The following is a 16,517-nucleotide window of genomic DNA, read 5'->3' on the forward strand; positions in this document are numbered from 1 at the left end:
GCCGTGAAGGACAACACAAAGGACAACAGGCGGAAGATCCGGCGGACCCAGACGGTGTCCCCCTTCGGGGTCGGCGGCATCATCGACCTTCGAGGAGAGTCGTTCGTCGCTGCGGACGCCCGCAGTTGGAGGCGGGGCGAGGTCGTCGAATCCCCCCGCCTCGCCCGCAAACTTGACGTCGCCGGCTTCCGCGCGGCACCGGCGATCCCAGCAGGCAAAGCGCAGTACGTCTCGCGGATCGGCCCCGTGTACGTGCGCTTTCCCCGATGGTTGTTCTGTCCCAAGTGTCGCAGGATGACCTACTGGATCGCCGAGCACGAGGAGCGGGACAAGGCGCCGAGGTGCGGACGCTGCTCCGACTCCCCGCAACTCGCACCCATGCGTTTCGTCCAGGTGTGCCGCGACGGGCACATGGCCGACATCGACTGGCGACGCTGGGCGCACTGGCAGGCCGAGGGCCACGAGCGCAGGCAGTGCCAGGTAAGGCAGCTCACGTTCACGACCTCTCCGGATTCCTCCGGCCTCGACGCGCTCCGCGTCGATTGCTTCGCTTGCGGAGCCGGTCAAACTCTCGAAGGCGTCACCGACAAGAACGCTCTGCTACGGCGCGGCACGTCCTGTTCAGGGACTCACCCATGGCAGGACGCGGGGGACGAGCGCATCGACTGCGAGGAGACGCCCCGCGTCATCCAACGCGGTGCCTCGAACGTCTACTTCCCTGTCGTGCACTCCGCCATCGAGATCCCGCTCCCCGAGGACGGGGACGAGGACGAGGCCGACGCGCTGAAGGTGACGAGCCACGCCCTGTGGCGGAGAGTCGCCGGCGCACCCGACGGGCCCGCCGCGGGCACGCTCATCGAGTACATCGCGGAGGACTGCGAAGTCGATGAGGAGTTCGTCCGGAAGCTCCTTCACGAGGACGCCATCGACAGGTCGGCAGCCCCGGCGGGCACCAACGCCAAGGACGATCTGAGCATCGGCGAATGGGCCGCCTTCACCAGTCACGACCCGGAGTCCGTGTCCTCGCGCGAGTTCCGGATCGCACAGGTGAGCCTCGACTCGAAGCCGGACGATCCGCCCTCGGTCTCACTGTTGCACCAGAGGATCGAGCGCGTGGTCGCGGCCACCCGAATCCGCGAGGTGCGGGCGCTCGAAGGCTTCACTCGCATCGAGGCGGACGATCGTGATCGGCTCGTCTCCGTCAACCCCGTGGCCAGGGCAGAGTGGCTCCCTGCCGTGGAGTCGTACGGTGAAGGAATCTTCATCGCTCTCGACGACGACGCCCTGCGCGCCTGGGAGAACTCCCCGGGCGTGCGCGACTGGGTCGGCCACATGGAGACCAACCTCGGGTCGTCCTTCCAGGAGAACCGCTGCCGCGAGCGGACCGGACCGCGGCTCCTGCCCAGGTACGTCATGCTGCACACGCTGGCACATCAACTCATCCGCCAGCTGTCCTACGAGAGCGGGTACAACGCCGCGTCGCTCAGGGAGCGCGTCTATGCGAGGAGTCACGCACCGGGCAGCCCGCATCCTGCTCAGTCGGGAGTCTTCGTGTACACGGCCGCCGGGGACTCGGAGGGGACACTCGGTGGACTGGTCCGACAAGGACAACCCCCGCACCTGACCGACACCCTGGTGCGCCTGCTGGAATCTGCCCAGTGGTGCTCGCAGGACCCACTCTGCTCAGACTCCACCGGCCGGTCCCTGGCCAACCTCAACAGAGCCGCCTGCCATGCCTGCACCCTGCTGCCCGAGACGTCGTGCGAGATCGGGAACGTCTTGCTGGACCGAACCCTGCTGATCGGTGACGGCCAAGTGGAAGGGTTCTTCCGGCCGGTGATTGCGGCGGCCTTGGAGGAGTCGGCAGCGGCGGTCGAGGCGCCGTGACCCTCCCGACGCTCCTTGAACTGACGCCCGGCCAGGAAGCGGTCATCACCCTGCCTTTCGACGGCCGCCACCTGGTGACCGGGCCCCCTGGCTCCGGTAAGACTGTGACCGCCGCCTATCGCGCATGGGCGCTGGCGACCGTGGGCCGACCCACTGCCCTCGTCACGCACGCCAACCTGTTGAGCCAACACACGGCCCACATCTCGGCGCGCCTGAGCGAGGGGGTCCGCATCACCACCTTCCACCGCTGGCTACGGGCCTTGTGGAACGACAACTTCGCCTGCGACCCGCCGAGTGACGACACCGGCGAGTGGAGCTACGACTGGGCAGCGATGCTCGACAGCTGCATCGACAGGCCTCCGAGCAGAGTCGACGACCTGGTCATCGACGAAGGCCAGGAGCTTCCCCCCGGCTTCTACCGTGTCTGCCGTCTCCTCGCCGACCGGATCACGGTCTTCGCGGACGAAGGTTTGGGAATCGGCGAAGGCCAGACGAGCGTCGAAGCCATCGGTCGTACCCTCAAGGCTGTCGACGGCCCGGTTCAGTTGTCCGGGAACCTGCGCTCAACCCGGGAAATCGCCCGCCTTGCCGACTTTTTTCAAGTCCGCTCGCCAGCAGGTCTCGAACGCCTCTCGCAACGCACCGGAGACAAGGGCGTGCTCCTCCGCTGTCGACACCCGGATGCCTTTCTGGCACAGCTGTCGCAGTTCGTCGCGGCTCAGCCCGACCAACGCATCGGGGTCATCTGCAGAAGCACGGAGCTACAACGCGAGATCCATCGCGGGCTGGCAGAACGCGGTCATGCCGCGTCGGTCGAGTCCTACGTCTCGTCCGACGTCAATCGTTCCGTGGTCGACTTCTCCTCGCACCGCGTGCACATCATTCACACGGCAAGCATGAAAGGGATGGAGTTCGACACTGTCTTTGTCCCCGACCTGGATGCCTATCCGGAAGACCCGACAGGTGCCTCCGCCCGCAGGCGTTTCCACATCCTGTGCACACGTGCACGGAACGCGCTGTATCTCATCCACTACGACGAACGGGAGCCCGAGATCGTCGCCGATGTGCCGCACGATCTTCTGGAAAGGCGCCGCATCTGCACCCGGTTCCACTGAGAACACCGCTTCACGCAACTCCGCTTCGCAGTACTGACACAGTTACGGTGCTTGTGTCTGGATATGTCGATGGAGAGGGAGATCCGTGCCCTACGCCCCCGAAAACGACCACGACCGCAAGTTTCTCGATCTGGCCATCGCCCACTCCCGCCGCTCGCTCACCGACGGCAGTACGAAGAAGCCCTTCGGGGCCGTCGTCGTCGTGGGCGGAGACGTGGTGGGCGAGGGGGCGAACTCCGTCGTCGAGTCGTGTGATCCGACCGCGCATGCCGAGGTCGTGGCTCTGCGTGACGCGGGGCAGCGGCTCGGGACGTACCTCATGGAGAACGGCACGCTGTATTCGAGCAGCGAGCCCTGCCCCATGTGTCTCGTCGCCTGTTACTGGGCCGGGATTCCACGGCTCGTCTACGGCGCCACCAGTCACGACGCCGCGGTCAACGGGCACGAGGATCTGCGGTTCTATCGGGAGCTGGCGCTGCCCAACGCGCAGCGGCGGATGCTGAACGAGGTGGCCGTCGACGGGGCGCCCCGCTCGGCCGCGGTGGACGTTCTCGCCGCGTGGGCGGCCGCGCAGCCGCATCCCGTGGAGCCGAAGCTCTGATGATCCCCCGCCCGGCCGGTTTACGGGCCTGCGCGTTAGCCTCGGGCCGAGAGACATCAGGGACGTATCACCGAGAGGCGGGCAAATTGTGGTGAGGATTCCGGGGGCCGTCGTGGCGGCGAGTGGGCTCATCGGGGGGTACGGCGTCGCCCGGTTCACCAAGAAGCGGCCCCTCGGGGGAATCGTGCTCGCCGCTGCCGGAGGCGTCGCCGCTCGGCAGTGGCAGCAGGCCGCCGGGACGAAGACCGCCGCCGCGCTCAGCGCCGCGTACGTCGCCGGGTTCGCCGGGTCGCACCCCCTGGCCAAGAAGGTGGGCGCCTGGCCGTCCGTCCTCGGGGTCTCGGGGGCGGTCGGCGTCGCCTCGTATCTGCTTGCCGACCGGCGGGGCTGAGGCGACCCCCCGGGGGGGGTGGGAGGAATCAGCGGGCCGAGCCCCTGAACGCCCCCCGGTAGACCCCCGGCGCCACCCCCACCCCCGCCGCGAAGTGCTGTCTCAGGGACGCCGCCGTACCGAAGCCCGACTCTGTCGCGATGCGGTCGATCGTGTGGTCCGTGGACTCCAGGAGTTCGCGCGCCCGGTCCACCCTGCGCTGCGTCAGCCACTGCATGGGCGTCAGGCCCGTCTCCTCCCGGAAGCGGCGGCTGAACGTGCGTACGCTCATCGATCCGACCGCCGCCAGGTCGGCCAGGGTCAGAGGGTCCGCCAGGCGGGTCAGGGCCCAGGCTCGGGCCGCGCCGGTCGACGTCAACTGCGGTTCCGCCAGAGGGCGTTGGATGTACTGGGACTGACCGCCCTCCCTGTGGGGCGGTACGACGGTGCGGCGCGCCACCTCCGCCGCGATCGCCGCGCCGTGGTCGGAGCGGATCAGATGGAGGCACAGATCGATGCCCGCCGCCTCGCCCGCCGAGGTGAGCACCTCGTTCTCGTCCACGTAGAGGACGTCCGCGTCCACCGTCACCTCCGGGAACCTCCGCGCGAAGCGGTCCGCCGAGAGCCAGTGGGTCGTCGCCCTGCGCCCGTTCAGCAGGCCCGCCGCCGCCAGGACGAACGCGCCCGTGCAGATGGATGCCACCCTGCGGCCCTCCCGGAGGGCCAGCGCCGACACCAACTCCGTTGACAGGCCGCCCGGTTCCATTTCCTCGTCGCTCTCGTGCGACGCCGGGACCATCACCGTGTCCGCCGCCGCGACCACGTCCAGGCCGTGCTCCGCGTAGATCGGGAAGTCCGCGTCCGTGCGGATCCTGCCGGGGCGTGGGGCGCACGTGCGTACGTCGTAGAGGAGGTCACCCGACGGCGAGCGGGCCGTGCCGAGCAGTTGGTGGACCAGGCCCAGTTCCATGGGCAGTACGCCGTCCCTCACCAGGACCGCGACCGTCTGCCTCGGCTGCCTCGGCCGCCTCGGCTGCCTCGGCCGCCTCGCACCCGACGCATGCCTCGCCCCCGCCATTGGCCTGGCCCCCGCCTCCCTTCTCGTCACGGCCAAGCCCCGGCTACCGCTTCACCGTCGACAACGGCTCCGCGATGTCCTCCAGCGAACGCCTCTCCGCCTTCACCGCGAACACCGCCGCCACCAGGCCCGCCGCGCACATCAGGCCCGCCCCGATCTGGAACGCGAGCACCGTGTCGCCGACCACGCCCGACTCGGTCAGCTTGGCGAAGATCAGGGGGCCGCTGATGCCGCCGGCCGCCGTGCCGATCGCGTAGAAGAAGGCGATGGCCATGGCGCGGGTCTCCATCGGGAAGATCTCGGAGACCGTCAGATACGCGCTGCTCGCGCCCGCCGACGCGAAGAACAGGACCACGCACCAGCAGGCCGTCAGCGTCGCCGCGCTGAGCGAGCCCCGGTCGAACAGCCAGGCCGTGAGGAAGAGCAGCACGCCGGAGACGATGTACGTCGACGAGATCATGATCCTGCGGCCCACCGTGTCGAAGAGCTTGCCGAGGAAGAGCGGGCCGAGGAAGTTGCCCGCGGCGATGACGGCGAAGTAGTAGCCCGTGCTGCCCGACGGGACGTCGAAGAACTTGGTCAGGATCGCGCCGAAGCCGAACGTGATCGCGTTGTACAGGAACGCCTGTCCGACGAAGAGCGACAGGCCGAGGACCGCGCGCTTGGGGTAGTCGCGGAAGACCGTCTTGGCGATCAGGCCGAAGCCGATGCTCTTGCGCTGGTGGATGGTGATCTCGCGGTCCGGCGGCGGCAGCGGCTCGCCCTTCTCCCGCTCGATCTCGCGCTCCACCGACGAGACGAGTTCCTCCGCCTTCTCCCCGTGCCCGTGGATGAGCTGCCAGCGCGGGCTCTCCGGGACGTGGCGGCGTACGAGGAGGATCACCAGGCCGAGTACGACGCCGAGGGCGAAGGTCAGCCGCCAGCCGAGGTCCTTGGGGAAGATGTCGGTGTTGAGCATGACGACCGAGAGCAGTGAGCCGCCGATCGCGCCGAGCCAGTAGCTGCCGTTGATGACGAGGTCGACACGGCCCCGGTACTTGGACGGGATCAGCTCGTCGATGGCCGAGTTGATGGCCGCGTACTCGCCGCCGATGCCGAAGCCGGTCAGGAACCGGAAGAGGAAGAACCACCAGGCGTCGAAGGAGAGCGCCGTGAGCGCGGTGGCACCGAGGTACACCGCGAGGGTGACCATGAAGAGCTTCTTGCGGCCGTACTTGTCGGTGAGCCGGCCGAAGAAGAGCGCCCCGGCGCAGGCCCCCGCCACGTACAGGGCCGCCGCGATGCCGGTGACCTGCGCCGAGGAGATAGCGAGACCGCTGCCCTCCTCGGAGAGGCGGCTCGCGATGTTGCCGACGGTGGTGACTTCCAGGCCGTCCAGGATCCAGACCGTGCCGAGGCCTACGACGATCATCCAGTGCCAGTGGGACCAGGGGAGGCGGTCGAGGCGGGCGGGGACGGCCGTGGTGACGGTGGCTTCGGGGGCAGTGCCGGAGCCGGGGCCCGAGCCAGGGCCCGAGCCGGGGCCCGAGCCGGGGTCCGAGCCGGGGTCCGGGGGCGGCTCGGAGGACGTGGGCGACGCGGTCATGGCGGGCGGCTCCTTCCGCTGTTCCCACGTCGCCGGCCCGCGGCTCGCGCTGCGCTGGCGACGGCTCTCTCAACGCTGAGAGAACTCCTCCAGAGTGCCCAGCAAACGCCGCCTCACGCGCGCTGGACCCGCCGGACGATCACAGGACACGCCGGGCCGCAGGGCACCCCGGCACCCGGTCTCCGCGAACCCCTACCCCACGAACACCCGCGACACCGCATAGATCGCGAGCCCCGCGAGGGAGCCGACCACCGTGCCGTTGATCCGGATGAACTGGAGGTCCCGCCCGATGTGCGCCTCGATCTTCTTCGAGGTGTGCTCCGCGTCCCAGCCCGCCACCGTGTCGGTGATGAGCGAGGTGATCTCGTCGCGGTAGGTCGTGACCACGTAGACGGCCGCGCCCTCGACCCAGCCGTCGACCTTCTGCTGGAGCCGCCCGTCCTGCGCCATCCGCGAGCCGAGCGAGAGCAGCGAGGCCCGCACGCGCAGCCGCAGTTCGCTGCGCTCGTCCTCGGCGGCGGCCACGATCATGGACCGTACGGCCGACCAGGCGGAGGCGATCAGGTCCTGCACCTCGCCGCGCGCCAGGATGTCCCCCTTGAGGCGCTCCACGCGCGCGCGGGTGTCCGAGTCGGACTGGAGGTCGGCGGCGAAGTCCGCGAGGAAGCGGTCGACGGCGCCGCGCGCGGGGTGCTCGGGCATGTCCCGCATCTCGGTCACGAAGCGCAGCAGTTCCTTGTAGACGCGCTCGCCGACCCGCTTGTCGACGAACCGCGGGGTCCAGCCGGGCGCCCCGCCCTGGACCGCGTCCATCACGGAGTCGGCGTGCTCGACCAGCCAGTCGTGCGCGCGTACGCAGACCAGGTCGACGACCCTGTGGTGGCCGCCGTCGGCGACGATCTTCTCCAGCATCTTCCCGATGCCGGGCGCGATCTCCTGGGCGTCGGCGCGGCGCGTGATGGCCTCGCCGACGACGGCCTGGACGTCCGAGTCGCGCAGGACGGTCAGGGCGCCGCGCAGCGCCGTGGCCAGCTCGGCGGTGACGCGGTCGGCGTGCGCGGGCTCGGCGAGCCAGGTGCCGAGGCGGGCGCCGATGCCGACGGCGTGCAGGCGGCCGCGGACGACGTCGGCGGAGAGGAAGTTCTCCCCCACGAAGTCGCCGAGCGAGGCGCCCAGCTGGTCCTTCTTGTTCGGGATGATCGCCGTGTGCGGGATGGGCAGGCCGAGCGGGTGGCGGAAGAGCGCCGTCACCGCGAACCAGTCGGCGAGCGCGCCGACCATGCCGGCCTCGGCCGCGGCGGCGACGTAACCGGCCCAGGTCCCGGCGCCCGAGTGCTGCGCCCACTTCGCGAGGACGTAGACGACCGCGACGAAGACGAGCAGCCCCGTCGCCGTGATCTTCATCCGGCGTACGCCGCGCCGCTTCTCCTCGTCGGCGGGGCTGTACGTGAAGCCACCCGGAGTCACGGGGGCCCGCGCTGCTCCGAACGGCGTACCCTCACCCGGTTCACGCCCCTTGCCGGGTTCGGAGGTTTTCTCCGCGTTTGCGCTCTCCACTCACTCCACCTGGCCCGTTCGCCTCGTCGTCGTCCTCATGGTCCTCGCGTCCTGTGTTCTCCGTCCCTTCCTCCCTACTCCTGGAACGAACGACAAGTTCCCGGCGTCGATATGAGCAGAGGGGGGCAGTGTCGGCCGCCTCACGGCCCATGCCGCATCATGGGGTGATCACACCGGAGCCTCGGGGCTCCCCCTGCCCGAGGAGAAAGAGCCCGCATGACCAAGCGTCACGGTTATGCCCTTCTCGCCGCGGTCATCGCGGTCATAGTGGTGATTTCCGCCGGTATATACGTCGGCGTCGCCGGCACCGACGACGGCTCGCGCGACACCATCAGCGCGGGCCCGCGAGGCCCCCGCAACTCCGCCGACCCCGCCTCCTCCGGCACCTGGGTCGGCTCCTGGTCCGCCTCGCCCGCGGGGTTCGAACCGGGCACCGAGCGCAAGGGGTTCGCCGGGCGCTCCATCCGCAACGTCGTGCACACCAGCGTCGGCGGCGAGAGCGCCCGCATCACCCTGTCGAACCTCTACGGAACCACGCCGCTGAGCGTCACGCACGCCTCCATCGCGCTGGCCTCCGCGTCGAACGCCCCGGCCGTCGTGCCCGGCACGCTGCGCCGCCTCACGTTCAACGGCAACACCTCGGTGCTCATCCCGCCGGGCGCCCAGGTGATGAGCGACGCCGCCCGCCTGCGCGTCCCGCACGACGCCGACCTGCTGGTCACGACGTACTCGCCGACGCCCTCGGGCCCGGTCACCTACCACCCGCACGCGCGCCAGATCAGCTACGTCGCCGAGGGCGACCGCACCGAGGACCCGGCCGGTGACGCGTACACCGAGCAGAGCCCGTTCTGGCGCTACCTCTCCGCCGTGGACGTGCTCAGCAACGAGACCGACGGCACCGTCGTGGTCTTCGGCGACTCCATCACCGACGGCATCTCGTCCACGATGGGCGCCAACCGCCGCTGGACCGACGTCCTCGCCGACCGGCTGCGCACCGAGTCGGGCGCGCCGCGCTACGGCGTGGTGAACCAGGGCATCAGCGGCAACCGCATCCTCTCGGACGGCCGCGGGCGGCCCGCGGCGAACCCGAGCGGCCTCTCCCGCTTCGACCGTGACGTCCTGAACCGCACGGGCGTCAAGGCCGTCGTCATCGCCCTCGGCGTCAACGACATCCTGCGCAACCCGCACCAGAACAATTCGGACCGCATCGTCGAGGGCCTGCGCGAGCTGACCCGCCAGGCCCACACGCGCGGGCTGCGGGTCGTCGGCGCGACGGTGATGCCGTTCGGCGGGCACCGCGGTTACGGGCCCGCTCTCGAAGCGGTGCGGCAGGGCGTGAACGAACAGATCCGCTCGGGGAAGGTCTTCGACGAGGTCGTCGACTTCGACCGGGCGCTGCGGGACCCGTACGACCCGCGCAAGCTGCGGGAGCGGTACGACTCCGGGGACCATCTGCATCCCTCGGACGCGGGGTTCCGCGCGATGGCGGAGACGTTCAATCCCGCGCACCTGAAGGGTTCGGCGGCGGCCGAGCTGTAGAGCGCCCGAAGGGGCGCCTCAGTCCCGCTCCTTGCGTCGTTCCAGCTTCTCTCTTCGCCGCTCCTCCTTGAGGCGCAGCTTCTCCGCCCTGCGGAGTTTGCGGTCGACGCCCACCCCGCCCATCAGGGCGAAGCCCTTGACGACCACGCGGGGCGAGCCGGGCGTGCCCGGGCCGGTCGCCTTGTCGTCGAAGCCGCCCATGATGCCGAAGCCCTTGACCACCACGTTCAGCTCCTGGGGCACGACGACCTGGAGCCCGCCCATGATGGTGAAGCAGCGGATCTCCACGTCGCGCTCCGCGAAGTAGGCCTCGCGCAGGTCGATCTCGCCGCCGCCCCACATCGCGAACGCGGTGAACTGCCGCCCCACCGTCCAGCCGCCCTTGCGGCTGAAGCCGCTCCAGAAGGCGAAGCCGCCGGTCGAGGTGGGCTCGTGGTCCACCATCCGCGCGGCCCAGTCGATGGCCGCGGGGTCGCCGCTCTCGGGCCGCTTCACCATGGAGACCTTGGCGCCGTGCGCCGGCAGGTCGCGGGTCAGCGGCTCCAACTCGCCGTACGTACGGGCCTTGTACGCGGCGTCGAGGCGCTCCTCGAACTCCGTCATGTCGAGGCGGCCCTCGGCCATCGCGTCCCGCAGCACTTCGGCGACCCGCTCTCGGTCGGCGTCGGAAGCCCGCAGCTCGGGGAGTTTCTCACTCATGGGGGGAAGCCTACGAGGTCGCCTTCTCCGCGTACATCTTGGCGATGACCGCCTCGATGTCCGGCTCCCTGATGGAGAGATCGGCCATCGGGTACCGCGCCGCGATCCGCGCGACAAGCGGAGCCGCCGACTCCGCGGCGGGGAAGGCCAGCCACTGGCGGGGGCCCTCCACCTTCACCACCCGCGCCGACTCCACCTCCATGGGCGGAAGTTCGCGCTCCAGATCCACCACGAGGGTGCGCTCGCTCTCCCCCACCTCGTGCAGACCGGCGAGCGGACCGTCGTACATCAGCCGCCCGTGGTCGATGACCATCACGCGCTCGCACAGCTGCTCGATGTCGGTGAGGTCGTGTGTGGTGAGCAGGACCGTCGTGCCGGACTCCGCGTTCAAGTCCCGCAGGAAACCCCGCACCTTCGCCTTGCTGATGACGTCCAGGCCGATCGTCGGCTCGTCCAGATACAGCACCTCGGGGTCGTGGAGCAGCGCCGCCGCGATGTCGCCCCGCATCCGTTGCCCGAGCGAGAGCTGGCGCACGGGGACGTCAAGCAGGGCGCCCAGTTCGAGGAGTTCCACGCACCGGTCCAGGTTCTCGTGGAAGCGGGTGTCCGGGATGCGGTACATCCGGTGCATCAGGCGGTAGGAGTCGATCAGCGGCAGGTCCCACCACAGCGTCGTGCGCTGGCCGAAGACCACGCCGATGCGCTGGGCGAGCCTCGTCCGCTCCCGCGAGGGGTCGATGCCCGCGACCCGCAGCCGGCCGCCGCTCGGCGTGAGGATCCCGGTCAGCATCTTGATCGTCGTCGACTTGCCCGCGCCGTTCGGCCCGATGTAGCCGACCATCTCGCCGCGCGGCACGGTGAAGGAGATCCCGTCGACGGCCCGCACCTCGTGCCGCTCGCGCCGCAGGAACCCCGTCTTCCTGCGTACGTCGAAGACCTTCTCGACGCCCTCCAGTTCGATGAGGTCGGCTGTGTCCACGGCGGTTCAGCTCCCTGTGCTGCGGTAGGAACGAAGGCCCGCGCGCCAGGCGAGACCGGCGAGAGCGAGGCAGGCGACGGCGACCGACGGGGGCGTGAAGGCCGCCCACACCGGCAGGTCGAGGGGGTAGGGCCGGCCCAGGACGTACAGCACGGGCAGCCAGTTCACGAAGGCCAGCGGCAGCACGAAGGTGACGCCCCGCACCAGGTCCTTGGCGAAGACCGACGGCGGGTACTGGAGCAGCGTCGTGCCCCCGTACGTGAAGGCGTTCTGCACCTCCGCAGCGTCCTGCGCCACGAACTGGAAGGCCCCGCCCGCCACGAACAGGGCCCCGAAGATGCCCGCGCCGCTGACCAGCATCAGCGGCACCATCAGGACCTTCAGCGGGCTCCATTCGATGTCCAGGACCACGAGCGCGTACGCGAGGACGAGCGCGCCCTGGGTCAGCCGCCCGAGCCGGTGCAGCCCGAACCGGTCGGCGGCGACCTGCGCGAGCACCGGGGCGGGCCGCACCAGCAGCGTGTCGAGCGTGCCGTCGCGCACCCGCCTGCCGAGCCGGTCCATGGATCCGAGGGACAGGTCGGCGAGCCCGAACGCGGTGCAGGAGGCGCCGTACAGGAAGGCGATCTCCGGCAGCGAGTAGCCGCCGAGCCGGTCCACCTGGGAGAACATCAGCAAGATCGCCGCGAAGTCGAACGCGGTCACCGCGAAGTTGCCGAGCGCGGTCATCGCGAAGGAGAGGCGGTAGGCCATCAGGGAGCGGATCCACATGGCGGAGATCAGCCGGTAGGCCCGCAGCCCGGAGCGCACCCGCGCCAGGCCGGGGTGCGGGTCGAGGTCAGCCACCCTGGACCACCACCCGGCGGGTCGCCGCGGCCTGGAGCAGCCGCCCGGCCGTCAGCAGCACCGCGGCCCAGCCGAGCTGGAAGACGTACGTCCGTAGCAGGCCGAGGCCCGTGTGCCTGCCCAGGAACACATCGGCAGGCACCTGGAGCAGCGCCGACCAGGGCAGCGCGCGGGCGACCTCGCCGAGCGCTCCGGGGAAGACGTTCAGCGGCAGCAGCATCCCGGAGAAGAAGGTGCCCGCGAGCATCGTCACCTGCGTGACGCCCGCGCCGTCCAGCAGCCAGAACGCGGTCAGCGCCACCAGGAAGCGCAGCGCGAAGCTGACCACCGCGCCGAACACCACGGCCAGCAGGAACGCCGCCCAGCGCAGCGGATCCGCGGGCAGCGCGAGCTGGAAGACGAGCGCGCCGGCCGCCACCGGCACGATGCCGCGCCCGAGCAGCTGGAACAGGGCCCGGCCCAGATCGCTCGCCAGCCACCAGGCCTGGAGGTCCGCGGGCCGGTACAGGTCGACGGCGATGTCGCCGGTGCGGATCCGCTCGATCAGCTCGCCCTCGAAGCCGCCACCCATCAGCGCCATCACCGTGAGCAGCGCCTGCCCCAGCCAGACGAACGTGATCGCCTGCTCCTGGTCGTATCCGCCGAGGCCCGGCCGCTCGTCCCAGAGCGCGATGTAGGTGTACGCGAGGATGAGCCCGAAGACCGTGTTGGTGAAGACTCCCGCCGCGGTCGCGACCCGGTAGGTGGCGTACCGGCGAAAGCTCCCCCGGGCGACGGCCGCGTACAAACGGAACCGTCCTGTACGCACACGCATCCCTTTCACAGTGGGCCTCACCACGCATCGGGCCGAAGCGCAGGATCGTAGTGTGATCGGGGCCACTCACGCCAGGCATTTTCGGTGCGGGGGCGCGTGCCGGGTGCCGACGCGTGGGTGGCAGTGTGCAATGGGGTCTACGAGGCGTACTGGACGTACGACGCTAACCGGGAGTTCCGCAAGACATGAGCGACGAGCCGCAGCAGCAGGGCCCTGCCGGGCAGGGCGGCGGGGCCACCGAGACCGGCAAGGCCAAGAAGCCGGGGCGCCCCAAGCGCAAGGGCTGGCGGCGGATCTTCCCGACCTGGCGCATGGTCCTCGGCGGCTTCATCCTGCTGGTACTGCTGGTCGGCGGCGCCTTCATGGCGGGCTACATGCTGGTCGAGATCCCCCCGGCGAACGCCGCCGCGACCAAGCAGAGCAACGTCTACCTGTACGCCGACGGCTCCGAGATCGCCCGCGACGGCGAGGTGAACCGCGAGAAGGTGCCGCTCAAGCAGATCCCGCTGCACGTCCAGCGCGCCGTGCTCGCCGCCGAGGACCGCGACTTCTACGGCGAGTCCGCGGTCGACCCGAAGGCGATGGTCCGCGCGGCCTGGAACACCGTCACCGGCAAGGGCAAGCAGTCCGGCTCCACGATCACCCAGCAGTACGTGAAGAACTACTACCTGGGCCAGGAGCAGACCGTCACCCGCAAGGTGAAGGAGTTCTTCATCTCCATCAAGCTGGACCGCGAGGTGAGCAAGGACGAGATCCTCTCCGGCTATCTGAACACCAGCTACTTCGGCCGCAACGCGTACGGCGTGCAGGCCGCCGCCCAGGCGTACTACGGCAAGAACGTCAAGGAACTCTCCACCGCCGAGGGCGCCTACCTCGCGACCCTCCTCAACTCCCCCAACGCGTACGACGTCGCCACGCACCCCGAGAACAGGCAGCGCGCGGCGGGCCGCTGGAACTACGTCCTCGACGGCATGGTCAAGGAGGGCTGGCTCGGCAAGTCCGAGCGGGCCGGGATCAAGTTCCCCGTGCCCGACGAGGCCAAGGGCGCGGCGGGCCTGTCCGGGCAGCGCGGCTACGTCGTCAAGGCCGTCGAGGACTACCTGACCGCCAACAAGATCATCGACGAGGAGACCCTCGCCAAGGGCGGCTACCGCATCACCACGACCCTCCAGAAGGACCGCCAGGAAGCCTTCAAGAAGGCCGTCGACGAGCAGGTGATGTCGAAGGTCGACAAGAAGGCCCGCAAGGTCGACCGCAACGTCCGCGCGGGCGGCGCCTCCATCGACCCGGCCACCGGCAAGGTCGTCGCGATGTACGGCGGCATCGACTACACCAAGCAGTACGTCAACAACGCCACGCGCCGCGACTACCAGGTCGGCTCCACCTTCAAGCCGTTCGTGTTCACCTCCGCGGTGGAGAACGGCTCGGTCACCCAGAGCGGGCAGCCCATCACCCCGAACACCGTCTACGACGGCACCAACAAGCGGCCCGTGCAGGGCTGGAGCGGCGGCACGTACGCCCCCGAGAACGAGGACCAGGTCTCCTACGGCGACACCACGGTCCGCGAGGCCACCGACAAGTCCGTGAACTCGGTGTACGCGCAGATGGCCGTCGACGTCGGCTCCGACAAGGTCAAGGACACCGCGGTCGCCCTCGGCGTCCCGGAGTCCACCCCCGACCTCACCGCCTCCCCTTCCATCGCGCTCGGCCCCGCCACCGCCAGCGTCCTCGACATGGCCGAGGCGTACGCGACGCTGGCCAACCACGGCGAGCACGGCACGTACACGCTCGTCGAGAAGATCACCAAGGACGGCGAGAAGATCGGCCTGCCGGAGCAGGACACCAAGCGGGCCGTGACCCGCGAGGCCGCCGACACCACCACCTCCATCCTCCAGAGCGTCGTCCAGGGCGGCACCGGAACCGCCGCCCAGGGCGCGGGCCGGCCCGCCGCGGGCAAGACCGGCACCGCCGAGAACGACACGGCCGCCTGGTTCGCCGGATACACCCCCGACCTGGCGACGGTGGTCGCCGTCATGGGCCAGAACCCGGAGACCGGCGCGCACACCCCGCTGTACGGCGCGCTGGGCGAGTCCCGCATCAACGGCGGCGCCTACCCGGCCCGCGTCTGGGCGCAGTACACCAAGGCCGCCCTGGAGGGCGAGCCCGTCAAGGACTTCGACCTGGAGCTGGCGCAGGGCGCGGACGTGCCGGTGGTGCCGGACCCGGCGACGGGCGGCACCCAGGACCCGGGAACCGACGGCGGCGCCACCACGGGCGACCCCACGGACGGCGGCGCGACGGACGGCGGCCCCACCGACGGGGGCGCCACCACCGGCGGCCAGGACACGGGCGGCACCACCACGGACGGCGGCCAGGACCCCGGCGGGCAGACCGGCGGCCAGACGGGTGACCAGAGCGACGGCGGGGCCACCGCGGACGGCGGCGCCGCCGACGGCGGAACGGTCGATGGAGGCGCCGCCCAGGGCGGCCCCGACGGCGGCGCGACCGACATCGGCGGGACCGACGACGGCGGCGCCTCGGACGGCGGCGAGATCGGCGGCCTGACGGACGGCTAGGGCGGACACCGACCCCGGCCGGGGTCAGTGTCCCGAGGTCGCCTTCAGCCCGATTACGGCCACCAGCAGCAGGCAGACGAAGAAGATCCGCGCGGCGGTGACCGGCTCTCCGAGGACGACCATGCCGAGCACCGCCGCACCGGCCGCGCCGATGCCGACCCACACGCCGTACGCGGTGCCGATGGGCAGCGACTTGGCGGCGTACGACAGGAGCATCATGCTCGCGACGATGCCCGCGCCCGTGAACACGCTGGGCCACAGCCGCGTGAACCCCTCGGTGTACTTCATCCCGATCGACCAGCCCACTTCGAGCAGACCGGCGACGATCAACAGAACCCAGGCCATGACGGCACCTCCGACGAGAAGGAACGCTCAGCGCGTTACCTGATGGGGGTGCGTCGTCTTTGCGATAACCCGGTACGGCGCGTCTCGTCGGGGTGGTTCCACGGTAGCAAACAGGCTGAAGAGGCCGCTTCCTACAGGTACAGGCCCGTCGAGTCCTCGGAGCCCTCGAAGCGGTCCGCGGCCACGGCGTGCAGATCGCGCTCGCGCATCAGGACGTACGCCACGCCCCGCACCTCGACCTCGGCGCGGTCCTCCGGGTCGTACAGCACCCGGTCACCCGGCTCGACCGTACGTACGTTCTGCCCGACCGCGACCACCTCGGCCCAGGCGAGCCGCCGGCCCACGGCCGCGGTCGCGGGGATCAGGATGCCGCCGCCGGAGCGGCGCTCGCCCTCGCTGGTGTCCTGCCGCACGAGCACGCGGTCGTGCAGCATCCGGATGGGCAGCTTGTCGTCGTGGTGGGTCTTCTCGCTCACACCACCGAACCTACCTGCCCCGGGGCCGTATGCGGCCCTCCGGGTCGGGT

General features: G+C 70.3%; 15 protein-coding genes and 1 riboswitch. Of the genes, 6 read left to right on the plus strand and 9 right to left on the minus strand.

The window, feature by feature from the left end; all coding sequences use genetic code 11:
- The first annotated feature begins 3 nt into the window (after positions 1–3).
- The 4 genes from drmB to CP975_RS12890 all read left to right on the plus strand — a co-directional run bounded on the left by drmB (position 4) and on the right by CP975_RS12890 (position 3,994).
- A complete protein-coding gene (drmB, locus tag CP975_RS12875; protein ID WP_055534739.1) occupies positions 4–1,887 on the plus strand; it encodes a DUF1998 domain-containing protein in 1,884 nt (627 codons plus the stop codon).
- Positions 1,884–3,002 carry a DEAD/DEAH box helicase gene (locus CP975_RS12880; RefSeq protein WP_055534737.1) on the plus strand — a complete coding sequence of 373 codons (1,119 nt, stop codon included), beginning with the start codon at positions 1,884–1,886 and terminating at the stop codon, positions 3,000–3,002. Before drmB ends, CP975_RS12880 begins: the two co-directional genes overlap by 4 nt.
- A gap of 85 nt (positions 3,003–3,087) precedes the next feature.
- Positions 3,088–3,603, plus strand: a complete 516-nt coding sequence (locus CP975_RS12885; protein ID WP_055534734.1) for a nucleoside deaminase — start codon at positions 3,088–3,090, stop codon at positions 3,601–3,603.
- 88 nt (positions 3,604–3,691) lie between these two features.
- Positions 3,692–3,994: a hypothetical protein gene (locus CP975_RS12890; RefSeq protein ID WP_150476886.1), complete on the plus strand. Its 303-nt coding sequence runs from the start codon at positions 3,692–3,694 to the stop codon at positions 3,992–3,994.
- Positions 3,995–4,022: 28 nt separating this feature from the next.
- Here the strand turns inward: CP975_RS12890 and CP975_RS12895 are convergent, their stop codons facing one another.
- The 3 genes from CP975_RS12895 to CP975_RS12905 form a co-directional block, all read right to left on the minus strand.
- Positions 4,023–4,943, minus strand: a complete 921-nt coding sequence (locus CP975_RS12895) for a GlxA family transcriptional regulator (protein WP_246201769.1) — start codon at positions 4,941–4,943, stop codon at positions 4,023–4,025.
- A gap of 151 nt (positions 4,944–5,094) precedes the next feature.
- Positions 5,095–6,636 carry an MFS transporter gene (locus CP975_RS12900; protein ID WP_150476888.1) on the minus strand — a complete coding sequence of 514 codons (1,542 nt, stop codon included), beginning with the start codon at positions 6,634–6,636 and terminating at the stop codon, positions 5,095–5,097.
- 192 nt (positions 6,637–6,828) lie between these two features.
- Positions 6,829–8,103 (minus strand): DUF445 domain-containing protein, encoded by a 1,275-nt coding sequence (locus CP975_RS12905; RefSeq protein ID WP_246201491.1) that lies wholly within the window; start codon positions 8,101–8,103, stop codon positions 6,829–6,831.
- Positions 8,104–8,409: 306 nt separating this feature from the next.
- Between CP975_RS12905 and CP975_RS12910 the strand changes: the two genes are divergently transcribed.
- Complete coding sequence (locus tag CP975_RS12910) at positions 8,410–9,732, plus strand: SGNH/GDSL hydrolase family protein (protein ID WP_055531348.1); 1,323 nt, start codon at positions 8,410–8,412, stop codon at positions 9,730–9,732.
- An 18-nt stretch (positions 9,733–9,750) separates the two neighbouring features.
- Here the strand turns inward: CP975_RS12910 and CP975_RS12915 are convergent, their stop codons facing one another.
- Genes CP975_RS12915 through CP975_RS12930 form a run of 4 tightly spaced genes read right to left on the minus strand, consistent with a single transcriptional unit; the run spans position 9,751 to position 13,070 of the window.
- Complete coding sequence (locus CP975_RS12915; RefSeq protein WP_055531346.1) at positions 9,751–10,431, minus strand: DUF1707 SHOCT-like domain-containing protein; 681 nt, start codon at positions 10,429–10,431, stop codon at positions 9,751–9,753.
- Between the two features lie 10 nt (positions 10,432–10,441).
- Entirely contained in the window at positions 10,442–11,410 is a 969-nt protein-coding gene (locus CP975_RS12920; protein WP_055531344.1) for an ABC transporter ATP-binding protein, read from the minus strand.
- Positions 11,411–11,416: 6 nt separating this feature from the next.
- Entirely contained in the window at positions 11,417–12,256 is an 840-nt protein-coding gene (locus tag CP975_RS12925) for an ABC transporter permease (protein WP_055531342.1), read from the minus strand.
- Positions 12,249–13,070: an ABC transporter permease gene (locus CP975_RS12930; protein ID WP_055531339.1), complete on the minus strand. Its 822-nt coding sequence runs from the start codon at positions 13,068–13,070 to the stop codon at positions 12,249–12,251. The genes CP975_RS12925 and CP975_RS12930 overlap by 8 nt, the downstream gene beginning before the upstream one ends.
- Before the next feature lie 185 nt (positions 13,071–13,255).
- Between CP975_RS12930 and CP975_RS12935 the strand changes: the two genes are divergently transcribed.
- Positions 13,256–15,646, plus strand: a complete 2,391-nt coding sequence (locus tag CP975_RS12935) for a transglycosylase domain-containing protein (protein WP_055531337.1) — start codon at positions 13,256–13,258, stop codon at positions 15,644–15,646.
- Between the two features lie 24 nt (positions 15,647–15,670).
- Here the strand turns inward: CP975_RS12935 and CP975_RS12940 are convergent, their stop codons facing one another.
- Both CP975_RS12940 and CP975_RS12945 read right to left on the minus strand, forming a co-directional pair.
- Positions 15,671–15,991 carry a DMT family transporter gene (locus CP975_RS12940; RefSeq protein ID WP_055531335.1) on the minus strand — a complete coding sequence of 107 codons (321 nt, stop codon included), beginning with the start codon at positions 15,989–15,991 and terminating at the stop codon, positions 15,671–15,673.
- Positions 15,992–16,038: 47 nt separating this feature from the next.
- Positions 16,039–16,104, minus strand: a riboswitch (guanidine-III (ykkC-III) riboswitch).
- Positions 16,105–16,122: 18 nt separating this feature from the next.
- The gene (locus CP975_RS12945) at positions 16,123–16,467 is read right to left on the minus strand and encodes a GroES family chaperonin (protein WP_030793504.1); all 345 of its coding nucleotides are present in this window, start codon (positions 16,465–16,467) and stop codon (positions 16,123–16,125) included.
- Between the last annotated feature and the right edge of the window lie 50 nt (positions 16,468–16,517).

Origin of the sequence: Streptomyces alboniger (assembly GCF_008704395.1) — a bacterium.
GTDB classification, from domain to species: Bacteria; Actinomycetota; Actinomycetes; order Streptomycetales; family Streptomycetaceae; genus Streptomyces; species Streptomyces alboniger.